12 protein-coding genes and 1 pseudogene are annotated in these 13,540 nt (G+C 36.0%); 2 read left to right on the forward strand and 11 right to left on the reverse strand.

The window, feature by feature from the left end:
* Positions 1-80 precede the first annotated feature (80 nt).
* Positions 81-185, reverse strand: a pseudogene (locus F8153_RS16760) (transposase); the annotation flags it as partial.
* A gap of 201 nt (positions 186-386) precedes the next feature.
* On the opposite strand from F8153_RS16760, the gene F8153_RS12625 reads away from it, so the two are divergent.
* Together F8153_RS12625 and lexA are read left to right on the forward strand one after the other, a co-directional pair.
* Positions 387-776, forward strand: coding sequence for a hypothetical protein (locus F8153_RS12625; protein ID WP_151866721.1), 390 nt, complete (start codon positions 387-389; stop codon positions 774-776).
* Positions 777-1,003: 227 nt separating this feature from the next.
* Positions 1,004-1,630 (forward strand): transcriptional repressor LexA, encoded by a 627-nt coding sequence (gene lexA, locus F8153_RS12630; protein WP_151866722.1) that lies wholly within the window; start codon positions 1,004-1,006, stop codon positions 1,628-1,630.
* 259 nt (positions 1,631-1,889) lie between these two features.
* Here the strand turns inward: lexA and F8153_RS12635 are convergent, their stop codons facing one another.
* From F8153_RS12635 to miaB, 10 genes are all read right to left on the reverse strand, one after another.
* Positions 1,890-3,173 (reverse strand): methionine gamma-lyase family protein, encoded by a 1,284-nt coding sequence (locus F8153_RS12635; RefSeq protein WP_151866723.1) that lies wholly within the window; start codon positions 3,171-3,173, stop codon positions 1,890-1,892.
* A gap of 10 nt (positions 3,174-3,183) precedes the next feature.
* A complete protein-coding gene (locus F8153_RS12640) occupies positions 3,184-3,369 on the reverse strand; it encodes a hypothetical protein (RefSeq protein WP_151866724.1) in 186 nt (61 codons plus the stop codon).
* 10 nt (positions 3,370-3,379) lie between these two features.
* Complete coding sequence (locus F8153_RS12645) at positions 3,380-3,922, reverse strand: hypothetical protein (RefSeq protein ID WP_151866725.1); 543 nt, start codon at positions 3,920-3,922, stop codon at positions 3,380-3,382.
* Complete coding sequence (locus tag F8153_RS12650; RefSeq protein WP_151866726.1) at positions 3,903-4,508, reverse strand: GTPase domain-containing protein; 606 nt, start codon at positions 4,506-4,508, stop codon at positions 3,903-3,905. The genes F8153_RS12645 and F8153_RS12650 overlap by 20 nt, the downstream gene beginning before the upstream one ends.
* 242 nt (positions 4,509-4,750) lie before the next feature.
* Complete coding sequence (locus F8153_RS12655) at positions 4,751-5,701, reverse strand: AAA family ATPase (RefSeq protein ID WP_151866727.1); 951 nt, start codon at positions 5,699-5,701, stop codon at positions 4,751-4,753.
* Positions 5,702-5,807: 106 nt separating this feature from the next.
* Positions 5,808-6,044: an RNA chaperone Hfq gene (hfq, locus tag F8153_RS12660; protein WP_151866728.1), complete on the reverse strand. Its 237-nt coding sequence runs from the start codon at positions 6,042-6,044 to the stop codon at positions 5,808-5,810.
* A 39-nt stretch (positions 6,045-6,083) separates the two neighbouring features.
* Positions 6,084-7,025 carry a tRNA (adenosine(37)-N6)-dimethylallyltransferase MiaA gene (gene miaA / locus F8153_RS12665; RefSeq protein WP_243136974.1) on the reverse strand — a complete coding sequence of 314 codons (942 nt, stop codon included), beginning with the start codon at positions 7,023-7,025 and terminating at the stop codon, positions 6,084-6,086.
* 13 nt (positions 7,026-7,038) lie between these two features.
* Positions 7,039-8,874: a DNA mismatch repair endonuclease MutL gene (gene mutL, locus F8153_RS12670; protein ID WP_151866729.1), complete on the reverse strand. Its 1,836-nt coding sequence runs from the start codon at positions 8,872-8,874 to the stop codon at positions 7,039-7,041.
* Complete coding sequence (mutS, locus tag F8153_RS12675) at positions 8,874-11,513, reverse strand: DNA mismatch repair protein MutS (RefSeq protein WP_408608762.1); 2,640 nt, start codon at positions 11,511-11,513, stop codon at positions 8,874-8,876. Before mutS ends, mutL begins: the two co-directional genes overlap by 1 nt.
* Before the next feature lie 485 nt (positions 11,514-11,998).
* Positions 11,999-13,405, reverse strand: a complete 1,407-nt coding sequence (gene miaB / locus F8153_RS12680; RefSeq protein WP_243136975.1) for a tRNA (N6-isopentenyl adenosine(37)-C2)-methylthiotransferase MiaB — start codon at positions 13,403-13,405, stop codon at positions 11,999-12,001.
* Positions 13,406-13,540: the final 135 nt, after the last annotated feature.

A 13,540-nucleotide genomic window follows, 5' to 3' on the forward strand; every position in this document is an offset into this window, starting at 1 on the left:
CTCTTTCTTCTTTTATAGTAACTTCTAAGAACTGGATTGTTAGCTGGTCCATTTTTAATTGCTCTAAACAGAAACTAAAGCTATGGTGTGGTAAAAAGTACGCTTCTAGCAAGTCTAGAGCCACGTTTAGACATGGAGACTTTGGTTCCTTTAAATTTGCCAGATTCTTTTGCAGAAGGGACAAGAACAAAATAAGCGTAAGTTGTTTAGACTTTTTTAAAGCTAAAAAATCACCAGTTTTCGCACAATAGCGTAGCAGCAGAAATAAAGCCAACACCTTTTATAAAATCAAGTAGATAAATTTGCTCGATGAATTGGTATGATTTATGTTTTAGAGTAAAATCTTTGATACTATCTAGTATAGAATTAACAGGAGGGGTGTAAAAGTGAGTAAAAACGACTTTAAGAGTATCATTATTGTGATTCTAGTATTTCTGAACATATTTTTCTACAGTCAATACAAAAGTATGAGTGAAAAAGCACAACAAATAACAAATATAGCTTCACTATTTAATGACCTCAAATATGAAGATTTTCAACAAGAACTTAAAGATAAAACTGTCTTAGATGCTCAAAATAAAGTAAGTGAAATTATTAATAAAGTGAAGAAAAAAGATAAGGTACAAAGTAGTTGGGATAGATATATAATCATAAAGTATGCTGATAAGGATACACTGATGGTAAATCTCATACCTACCATAGAGGGGGATTATGTAATTCGTGATATGTTTTTTCTAAACGAAGACACTTACGATAAGTTAAGATATAAAAAATAATTATAATGTAAAAATAAAGATCATAGTGTCATATTCTAGTGCCAGTGTTATCATGTCTAGTGTCTAAATACCAAGTTCTTATCTGATTCTTTATACTCATCTTCCAACTTTCAATTTTCAATTCTCCATCTTCAATTAATTTTTATATTTTACCGAACTAATGTTTTGTTTTGGCAATTTTTATGCTATAATGTATATAATACTAACTGTTAGAAAGGAGCTCCCCAATGTATGATGATTTAAGTAATAAACAAATGCAGATTTTACAATATATGAAGAGCCAAATAAATGAAAAGGGCTATCCCCCTTCAGTAAGGGAGATTTGTGAAGCCGTCGGATTGAGATCTACCTCAACAGTCCATGGCCACCTATCCAAGCTTGAGAATAAAGGATACATTAGGAGAGATGCCACAAAGCCTAGAGCAATTGAAATTCTAATGGATAACGATAATGAGAATTTTACCCACAATAAAGAAATGATCAATATTCCCATCATCGGTAAGGTTACGGCAGGTTTACCTATTTTAGCTGTTGAAAATATTGAAGATACCTTTCCCGTCCCCCTTGAGTTCATAGGGAATGTTAACGATAAATTATTTATGTTAACCATCCAAGGTGACAGTATGATTGAGGCAGGTATTATGAATAAGGATTATGTTATTGTCAAGCAGCAATCCGTTGCTAAAAATGGAGACATTGTAGTTGCCCTATTGGATAACGAAGCAACTGTAAAGCGTTTCTATTTAGAGTCAGATCATATTAGACTACAACCTGAAAATAGCGCTATGGAACCAATTAGGGTTACTGAAGCTACTATTTTAGGGAAGGTTATTGGGGTATTTAGAAAGCTATAGTGCTAAAGCAAGTGAAGAATAAAGAATGAAGAATTTAGATTTAAGATTTAAGATTTAAGATTTAGATAAGCAGAAACCTATAAGGAATATAATAAAAGCTTATATCTGGGAATCTCCTTGATATAAGCTTTTTTAATTTTATATATATGATATTTTATCATTAAGATTTATTGGGAACTTCTCACTCTTCACTTTTAACTTATAACTTTTCACACTTCATTGATTCTAACCTATTCCCTATTCCTTATTCCTATTCCCTTCATTTCCTTTCCACTTCCTTAACATACTGTAGGGCCTTCATAGCCCCAAGCTTTCCATGCTGATAGGTTAAACCACCTTGAAAATATACGTTATAAGGAGGTTTTATGGGGGCATCAGAGCTCAGCTCGATGGATGAGCCTTGAACAAAGGCTCCTGCTGCCATAACGACGGGGACATCATAGCCTGGCATATCCCATCCCTCAGGTGTTACATAGGAATCCACGGGAGCTGAAGCTTGAATGCCTTTACAAAAAGCAAGTACCTTTTCTTCAGATCCAAGCTCAATGGCTTGAATAATGTCGCTTCTCATATCTTCTACATCAGGCTTGATGCTATAGCCTTCTGCTTTAAAGAGCTTTCCACAGAAAATTGCACTCTTTAGTGCTTCACATACTACTTGAGGAGCCATAAACAGTCCTTGAAAAAAGGATCTAGATAGGCCAAAGGTCAAGCCACATTCCTTTCCTATTCCCGGTGATGTCATCCGATAGGATATTAATTCTATTAGGTCCCTTCTACCTACTATATAGCCACCCGTTAGAGCCAAGCCTCCCCCGGGATTCTTTATAAGGGAACCAGCAATAAGATCTGCTCCAACCTCCGTTGGTTCTTTACACTCTAAAAATTCACCATAGCAATTATCAATCATTACGATGATGTTAGGATTTATCGATTTTACCAGATCCACTACTCTTCTTATGGTGGCCATATCAACAGCATTTCTAAAAGAATATCCAGTAGATCTCTGAAGATATACCAGGGTAGTAGATTTCTTAACTGTATTTTTAATTCCCTCAAAATCCATGTACCCATCTGCTAAAAATTCCAGTTGCTGATATTGAACCCCATTTTTGATTAAGCTTACTGGATAATCTCCCCTTATGCCAATCACCTCATCAAGGGTGTCGTAGGGCTTCCCTGTTACAGCCACCATTTCGTCTCCAGCCTTTAATAATCCTGTAAGACATAGGGTTAAGGCGTGGGTACCATTTACGATTACTGGCCGGACAATGGCATCTTCACCGCCGAAAACCTTAGAATATACTTCTTCTAGCTTGTCTCTCCCCAAGTCATTATAACCATAACCCGTGGTCCATTGGAAGTGCTGATCACTCAATCTTGCTTCCTGCATGGCTTTTAGAACCTTATATTGATTAAATTCCTTTATGTCATTTAAGTATGTAAACTTCTCCTGTAATTCAGCTTCAATTTTTTCAGAAGCAGCTATAACCTCTTTGCTTAGACCGAAAAAATCCTCAAGGATCTCTTTTGTAGTTTTCATGGGTTTCCTCCTAATGATCTATTTCCCTTCTATTGCATATAGGGCAGATATTGTTTTCATAAAGCTTTTCCTTTAGAATAAATGGAAGCTCCACCGTTGCCTTTTTATAACCTTCCTTTAACCCAATCCGTCTTCCTATTCCATACCCTAATAATAAAGTAAATAGAGATAAAATAATTATATATCCATATAGCATTATACCCCTCCTATCGGTGGCAATACAAGTGATTTATGAAAATTGCCATTTGCAGAATAATGATTGTATTCATCCAGGATATCATAAAAGCCATAACCATTAATAGTAATGTGGCTATTAAAACCTCTCCCCTTCCAAAGGTGATGGCATAGTTTTGAAAGCCCATTCTGAAGTCGTAGCTATAATCATATAGGTCATCCATTAGCTGAATAGTAGTTATTAATATAATTGAATGAAAAAATATTCTCCAAGGTACTAGAGTAAGACTAATAATAACTAGTAGAATCATCTCTTGATAGGATTTTAAGCCAAAGGGGAGTCTTTGTAATGGAATATGAAACATTCCTATCATATAAGCAGCTGTGAAGAGACTATAGGAATAATAGAGATCTAATAATAATGCTAAGGCTAAAAACAAAAGTGAATATGGGTATTTGCCACCCTTGAAAAATTCATAACCGGAGTGATCTCCATCAACCTCATCATCTAGCCACTTAATGATATTGCCTATTAGGAACATAGCTAAATATCTTCTAAAGATTTCTAACCACAAACTCCATCACCTCTTTATATCCTCTTTGGTTAAATGTTGAAACAGGAATAACCAATGAGTTACAGTATTTTTTTCTTAGTAGTTCATATCCCTTTTCTCCATCCTCCAAATCAGTTTTACTGGCTAAGATACAGTAGCTTCCTCTATTAGTGCCATAAAGATTTATTTGATCATCAATGGGGCCAATGGTACTTTCACCCCTTCTAAAAATCCTAGAAGTATCAATCATATGAAGAATGATGCCTGCCTCCTCTAGGGTTTTAAAGGTAAGTACCATAGATTTTCTCACCTCATCATCACGACACATTCCATCTACAATACCACTGGTGTCTTGCAGTTGAAAAACCTTATTCCCTTTATAAACAGGAACCGAAATTCCGATTTCACATATTTCCTTAGTCTTAAAGGGGGATTCACTTATTAAAAGACTTTTGGCCATTTCTGTAGTATAGCTTCGATATTGAAAACCTCCTTGAGGACCTTTAAACAAGATATTCAACCGTTTAATTCCTAAGTACTCTACAAAGGAAACAAAAAATGAGGTTTTTCCAACATTGGATTTACCAATTAAAATACATTTTTTCATCTTCACACCACCCTGTTTCCTCAAAGGTTATTGCTAAAGCATATGCCTAAAATATCTAAAGAATTACACCATAACATTCAACAAATCCAGACTATTCAAAAGCTTTTAGAGTCGAGGCGCAAAGAAAGCCAGCGGTTGCAGCGTATACAGAAATACGTAAGAATGCTGACTTTCTGCAGCAACAAAGAATATGATAGCTTTTCAACAGTCTGAAACCTCAATCCTTGAATTGAGGTTCTTGTTTAATATTCTATAAAATCCTCCCTTGTGAGCATCATAAGATCTTCTATGGTATGATCCCCTTTATTTGTCTTAAGCCTAACTGCCTGCTTCCTTATGGAGGACTCAATTAAATTTCGAACCAAGCGGGCATTTCCAGAGTGAATGCCATCCCTAGCTCTTTTGGATGCCAATATCTGACTCAGCTTAGCCCTTCCAGAAAGGGAGATTTTGTATTGCCTTTTTTCTAGCATTAATTCTGCTATCTCCAATAGGTCTTCTAAGCTATAATCATCGAATATCATATGAATGGGAAATCTTGATTTTAAGCCGGGATTGGTTTTTATAAAAGAATCCATTTCATCCTTATAGCCTGCTAATATTAATATTAAATTATCCTTATGATCCTCCATCCCCTTTACAAGAGCATCTATGGCTTCCTTCCCAAAATCCTTTTCTCCACCCCGGGCTAGCGAATAAGCCTCATCTATAAATAAAATCCCACCTAGGGCTTTTTTTATCTGATCTCGAGCCTTTTGAGCAGTGTGGCCAATATATTCCCCTACTAAATCTGCCCTTTCAATCTCCACCAAATGACCTGTTTCTAATAACCCCTTCCCTTTAAAAATTCTTCCTAAAAGCCTTGCAATGGTGGTTTTTCCTGTTCCAGGATTGCCCTTAAAAACCATATGTAATGCCATTGGTTCTGTATTAAGACCATTTTCTCTTCTTTTCCTTTGTATATCGGAGTATGCTAAAAGCTCATCAACCAGTGTCTTAACGTTGTTTAAACCAATAAGACTGTTAAGCTCTGCTATCGAATTAGATAAGATGACTTCATCAACTGCATTATTTTGTAACTTTCTTCTTTTACCACTTAAGAATATCTTGTCAAAGACCTCATTGGTAGATATTTTTCCCTCCTTAAAGGAGTTAACATAATAGGATTGGCTGTTCATAAAATCTAGGTTCATTATTATCACCTCAAAAAAGAAGCTATATTATCATATTCATCAGATCCAAAAAATGTGCAAAACCGCCTTTAAAAAGACGGTTTATTTATGTGTAGTTATCATAAGTTTATTTTGTATTCAAGGATTGTGTTAAATTAACGGTTGTTGCTGGAAAAATTGTTGAAACTGCATGCTTATAAATCAGCTGCTGCTTCCCGTCGGAATCAAGAACAATGGTGTAGTTATCAAAACCCTTAACATAACCCTTTAATTGGAAACCATTAACTAAATAAATGGTTATTTGAACACCATCTTTTCGAACTTGATTTAAAAATAAATCCTGTAGATTCACATTATTTTTCATGTTATCCCTCCCTATTTTTTATGTAATAAAACTATAATTCTATATTTTTAATAAATGTCCTTCTAACACTTTTGTAATATCAAGAAATAATTTTTCCTTTGAGGAATAATCAGTAAGGTTAAACCAATGAATGTTCTGATATCTCTTAAACCAGGTTAATTGTCTTTTACCATATCGCCGAGTATCTCTTTTAAGAATTTCTATTGCCTCCTCTAGGCTTTGTTCTCCTCTAAAATACTCAAAAAACTCTTTATACCCTAAACCTTTAAAGGCTACCAAATCTTCAGAATATCCCATTGCAAGGAGGTCTTCTACTTCCTCTAGGAGACCCTCCTCCACCATGATTTCTACCCTTTTATTAATCTGTTGGTAAAGCTCCTCCCGATCACGGGTGAGACCAATGATTAGATAGTTATAATCTTCACTTTTGGGAATATCTTCACTGAAATTACCGATATTTTCGCCACCCTCGTAATTCACCTCAAGGGCTCTAATTACCCTTTTAACATTATTGGGATGAATTCTATCGGCAGCTGCAGGGTCTATTTCCTTTAGCTTATCATGTATATATTGATTTCCCTTTACTTGAGCTTCTTCCTCCAATTGATTTCTCAGCTTCCAATTGGAAATTGTACTGGTAAAGTCCATATCATATAAAAGTGAATTGATATATAAACCGGTTCCACCAGCCACGATGGGCAATTTACCTTTTGCCAAGATTTCTTTGATTTTCTCCTTAGCCATTTGTTGAAACTCTGCTACTGAAAATTCTTCATCGGGCTCAACGATGTCTAATAGATGATGGGGTATACCCTCCATTTCTACAGGGGTTGGCTTTGCTGTACCAATATTCATATACCTATAGATCTGCATTGAGTCTGCAGAGATGATTTCTCCATTATATTTTTTTGCTAAATAGATTGCTGTATCTGTTTTACCTACTGCTGTAGGCCCTACAATCATCAACACCTTATCCTTCAAGAGAAAACCTCCTTTATTGGATTCTTTTGAAGTGCTTTTCTATATCATGCTTTGAAAGCATCAGTAGAATAGGTCTACCATGGGGGCATGTTAAAGGTGGCTTCAACTGGCTTAAATCCTTTAACAAGCTATGAATTTCACTATCGGATAACCTATCCATTCCTTTTACTGACTCCTTACAGGCTTTTTTTATCAATTCCTCTTCAAAATAATTTTTATCCCTATCATTATTTTGATCAATTAACTCAAATATAAAATCAAAATCCCTTGGTACCCCCATTAATAAGGGCACGCTTCTTATGATAAGGGTATTTTGACCAAAATTTTCAATTTCAAACCCTAATCCTTTAAATATATGAAGCTTCTCGCCAATAATTCCATAATCCTCGCTGCTTAAACTCAAGACAAAGGGTTCCATCAGTTGCTGAGAAATAACCTCATTATTCTTAAACTCCTTTATTAGCCTATTATAGGTTAGCCTTTCGTGGGCAGCATGCTGATCCATTAAATAGAGTCCATCGCCCTTTTCGATTAAAATATAAGATTGAAATAGCTGACCAATGATTTTATAACCATCTAACAAACTTGAAATGAAGTTCTCCTGAAGACTTTCCTTCTCTTCATAAGAAACATCCCCTTTCTTTAAAGGGGCTTCAGTCTTTGCCTGTAGCTCTTTAAAGGCCTTTTGTATTTCATCAGTTAGGATATCCTTCTTTTTTTCTACTAAAGGAGGTGTCATAATGGTGGTCTCTTTAAAGTAGCTTCCCTTTTCCTCCTTAATGAAAGTATTGTTGTTAACTTCCTTTGGACTATGCTGTGACTCTGTATCTTGAATGTTTGAAATTCCTTCCAGCTTTGCAATGGTCACCCTTTTAGATAACCACTTATCCAAAGTGATCGTTAAATAATTTGATATTGCTTCTTCGTCATGGAATTTTATCTCTGTTTTCGAAGGATGTACATTTACATCGATATATGTGGGTTCGATATTGATATTTAACACACAAACTGGAAACTTATTAATGGGTATTCTATCCCTATAAAGTCTTTCTAATGTATGGTAAATCAGTTTGCTTTTAATAAATCTTCCATTTACAAAAACAATCTCATAGCTTCTATTTCCCCTGTAAAGATTGGGTTGACCTATATATCCATAGACTTTAATATCATCATCAGCTTCATCTACCTTCAGCATGCTTTTAAACCAATCCTGCTGAAACACTGATAAAATCACCTGTGATAAATCATTGTTACCTGGGGTTGTAAACATAATATTATTATTGTTAATATACTTAAAGGAAATATCTGGCCTGCTTAGGGCTAATCTTGTTATAATTTCAGATATTTTTCCCGTTTCACCTTGAATACTCTTTAAAAACTTGAGCCTGGCTGGAGTATTATAAAATAAATTCTTTACCATTATGGTAGTACCTGAAGGACAACCAATAGATTTTTTATTGGTAATTACACCACCAGCCACCTCAATGGCAACCCCTACACTTTGAGTCTTGGGTCTAGTAATCATTTCTATTTGTGAAACGGCAGCAATACTGGCTAAAGCTTCTCCTCTAAAGCCCAAGGATAGAGTATTGGATAGATCCTCTAAAGAATTGATTTTTGATGTTGCGTGTCTTTGAAAAGCCATCTCCACTTCGTCCTCTGGAATACCCAAGCCATCATCGGTAATTCTAATAAGCTTTTTCCCCCCCTCTTTAATTTCAAGGGTAATGGATTTAGCCTCTGCATCAATGGCATTTTCTATGAGTTCCTTTACAATAGAATAAGGAGCCTCAACAACTTCGCCTGCAGCTATTTTATTAATTGTCACATCATCCAATAGACGAATCATTATTTATTTCTCCCTTCCAAAGATTGGGCTGTCTTTTTCTGCAAATCTGCTAGAATGTTTAATGCTTCTATTGGAGTCGTATTTAACAGATTAATGCTTTTGATATCTTCAATAATACTCTGATTGTACAAACTATTTAAATCCATTTGTAGAGGAGGGGCTTCTATATTCACAGCTACTTCATCCCTTGTAGCCTTGAGGTCCTCTTTAATGGTTTCAACCTTTGCAATATCCTTTTCCTCCAGCTGTAATAATATATCATGGGCCCTTCCAATTACTGATGCTGGTAAACCAGCTAGCCTGGCCACCTGAATTCCATAGCTCTTATCAGCACTTCCCTCAATAACCTTCCGTAGGAAAATAATGTCCTCCCCTTCTTCCTGAACGGATATTCTGTAATTTTTAACCCCTTTAATCTTACCCTCAAGCTCTGTTAGTTCGTGATAATGGGTTGAAAATAGGGTTTTACCCCCGAGAAACTTACTTATATGCTCTATCACTGACCATGCAATACTTAAGCCATCAAAGGTACTGGTGCCCCTACCGATTTCGTCAAGAATCAGAAGGCTGTTCTCAGTAGCAGAATTTAAGATGTTGGCCATTTCGCTCATTTCCACCATAAAGGTACTCTGTCCCTGGGCTAAATCATCACTGGCTCCTACCCTGGTAAAAATCCTATCAACCACACCGATTTCACCTGAGGCTGCAGGTATAAAGGAACCGATTTGGGCCATTAAGACGATTAAGGCCACCTGTCTCATATAAGTGGATTTACCAGCCATATTGGGTCCAGTAATAATGGAAATTTGAAATTCTTCACCATCCATATAGGTGTTATTTGAAATAAATAGATTATTGTTAAGCATCTTCTCAACTACTGGATGTCTGCCCTCTTCAATTCGTATAGAGTGTTGATTTGTTAGCTTAGGCTTAACATAGTTATTTTCTGCTGCAATTTCACCTAGAGAATACAAAGCATCAAGCTTTGCTAATGCTGTAGCAGTTTTCTGTATCCTTTCAACCTCGGCACCAATTATATTTCTTATTTCGATAAATAGTTGATATTCTAGGGCTACGATTTTTTCTTCTGCTCCAAGAATTTTAGATTCCATCTCTTTAAGCTCTGGAGTTATAAAGCGTTCACAGTTGGCCAGGGTTTGTTTTCTTATATAGGATTCAGGAACCAGCTTTAAATAGGATTTGGTAACTTCAATATAATATCCAAATACCTTATTAAACCCAACCTTTAAAGATTTAATGCCGGTTTTATCCTTTTCCTCCTGCTCCAGCTTGGCAATCCACTGTTTTCCTTCTTTAGTGGCTATTTGCAGCTGATCCACCTCAGGATGATAACCATATTTAATAATGCCACCCTCCTTAAAGGATATAGGGGGTTCATCTATTATAGAAGCTTCAATTAGCTCTGAGACATCCTGAAGAATATCTATATTATTGACAATCTCCTTTAATAAACCAGTTTTATCGGATATTAAGGCCTTAATAAGCGGAATCTCTTGCAAAGAGGTCTTAAGGGCGATTAGATCTCTAGGATTTGCAGAGCCAAAGGATACTTTAGCTGCTAAACGCTCTAAGTCATATACCCTTCTTAGATGATTTTTTATTTCCTTCCTTAATAGAAGGTCATCCTTCATAACTTCAACAGCTTCTAATCTACTATTAATATCCTCTACCTTTAGTAAGGGAGCTTCAATCCACCTTCTTAGCATTCGTCCCCCCATTGCAGTGGATGTTTTATCTAATACCCAAAGGAGGGAGCCTTTCTTGCTTTTCCCTCTGATGGTCTCTGTAAGCTCAAGATTGGTTCTAGTGGAATAATCTAAAACCATACCCTCTGAGGTTTGATATATCTCTATTTTATTAATATGGCTTAAGAAGCGCTTTTGGGTTGTCATTAGGTAATCGATTAAGGCTCCTGTTGAAATTATTCCCTGGTGATTTGCCTTAAAGCCTAAGGCTTCAACAGAAAAAACCTTAAAGTGTTCTTTAAGGATTTTAACCCCATAAGCTTCTTCATAGCACCATTCATTGTATAAGCTAACGGTTAAGTTAAATTGCTTAAAAAAATCCATTAACCCATCACTACAACTTAAACTAGGAGAAATATAATAGATTACTTCCTTAGGCTGAATTTTAGTAATTTCATCCTGAAGCTTTTGAAGGCTATCGATTCCAAGAATTTCGGTTGTATAAAGCTCTCCAGTGGATATATCCACGTAGGAAATTCCCCATCCCCCAGAAGATCCATATAAGGACAATAAATAATTGTTTCTTTTTTCATCCAATAATTGTGTATCAATTAATGTACCGGGAGTTATTATCCTTACTACATCCCTCTTAACGATTCCGACAGCTTGACTTGCATCCTCAACTTGATCACATATTGCCACCTTATAGCCCTTTGTAATTAATCGATCTATGTAGCTATCAACTGAGTGATGGGGTACTCCACACATGGGTGCCCTTTCCTCTTGTCCACAATCTCTACCTGTTAAGGTAATTTCCAGTTCTCGAGCAGCTACCTTTGCATCCTCGAAGAATAACTCATAAAAATCTCCCAATCTAAAAAGCAGGAGGGCGTCCTTATGTTGGGCTTTGATATCCATATATTGCTGCATCATTGGGGTTAGCTTCTTCAAATATACCACTCCTTGTTGAAATAAATCATAGGTTCATTATATCAAAATTTGTCTAAAAAAAGAATGTCTTTCTACTAGCTACTAGCTATAAAGAAAGTTTCTTATGGTAAAGTATATATAAATGCTTATAGGAATTAAAAATATATGAAAAGGTGTTGGTATTAATAAGCTATTAACAGACTGTTGAAAAGTGTTTAGATTGAAGGAACAAAAGCATTTCATGCGTTAGTTCTCTATGGTTAAAATGCTTTTGTTTTCCAGGGAACTGGATAGTTCCCTAGGACGCTTCACTGTACCCTCCTTACCTTAATAAGGGGGATGGCCACCCTTAAAATCCTCTATTTAATAGGTAAAAAAGAGAACTTTCCTATTAAAGAATAAGAAAAACTAGTACCACAGCGTATATTATCATACGTGAGGACACTAGTTTTTTGAAATGACGAAGAAGATAGGCGTTTTTCAATTGACTATATTATTTCTCCATTTAATGAGAAGGTCTTAGGATCGGTTATTTTCACTTGAACTAATTGACCAATATAGGTTTCATCCCCTTGGAAGTTTACAAGCTTGTTTTGACGGGTTCTTCCCATCAGCCTAGTTGCATCGGTTTTACTTGGTCCTTCCACTAAAACCTCCACAGTTTTATCTAAATAGCTGGCATTAATTTCACCACATATTCTATTTACGGTATCCACCAGACGATTAAATCGATGGTGCTTAACATCATCGGGTATTTGATCTCCCATATCAGCCGCAGGTGTACCCTGTCTTACTGAATAAAGGAAGGTAAAGGCTGCATCAAATCTCACCCTTTCCACCACATCTAGGGTATCTAAAAAGTCCTCCTCTGTTTCACCGGGAAAGCCTACAATAATATCAGTGGTAATTGCCACGTCAGGGATCTTTGCCTTCAGTTTGTCTACCAGTTCTAAGTATTTTTCTTTGGTATAGCCTCTATTCATGGCCTTTAGAATTCTATTGCTTCCAGCCTGATAGGGTAGATGAATATGCTGGCATATCTTTCCCCCCTCAGCCATAGCGTCTATTAAATCTTCAGAGAGATCCTTTGGGTGAGAGGTCATAAATCGGATTCTTTCTATTCCCTCTATCGTATTGAGTCTTCTTAATAAATTTGCAAAGGTGGTCTTATCTTCGAGGGTTTTTCCATAGGAATTGACATTTTGACCTAAGAGGGTTATCTCCTTTGTTCCATTGGCAGCAAGGTCTTTAATCTCTTCTACAATATCTTCAACCTCTCTGCTTCTTTCCCGTCCTCTGGTATAGGGAACGATACAATAGGTACAGAAATTATTACAGCCAAACATGATATTCACAAAGGTCTTTAATTCATATTTTCTAATAATGGGAACTCCTTCTACGATTTCACCTTCTGCCTCCCATACATCCACCAGCATATTTTCGGATTGCATCGAATTAACCAATAGCTCTGGGAACTTATGAAGGTTGTGGGTTCCAAATACCAAGTCTACATGACGATACTTTTTTTTAATCTCCTCCACTACTTGAGGCTGCTGCATCATACATCCACATACAGCTAAGATCATATCGGGCTTATTCTTCTTTAAATTTTTTAAAGCTCCAAGATTTCCATAAACCTTTAGCTCTGCATTTTCTCGAACGCAGCAGGTATTAAATATCACTAAGTCTGCATCCTTACGATTGTCGGTTTCAGTATAGCCCATCTTTTGAAGCATTCCAACAAGTTTTTCTGAATCATGCTCATTCATCTGACACCCATAGGTGGTAATATTAAACCTTTTAGAGGGTTTTTGCATTTGATTTACAGCTTCTATGTATTCCTGTTGATTTTGTATATCCAGGGAAGTTACCTCATATTGATTTTCTCTTTTCAATGGTTATCCTCCTTAAAACTCTTCTTATACTTATTCTTCGGTTTTCATTTATCAATTATAACTTAAATTTTATTAGAAAAAAAGTGTAAACAAAGAAAAAAGCAAATCACCAGCAGAACAAAAGCATTTCATGCG

It is taken from the genome of Alkaliphilus serpentinus (assembly GCF_009017255.1).
Lineage (GTDB): Bacteria > Bacillota > Clostridia > Peptostreptococcales > Natronincolaceae > Alkaliphilus_D > Alkaliphilus_D serpentinus.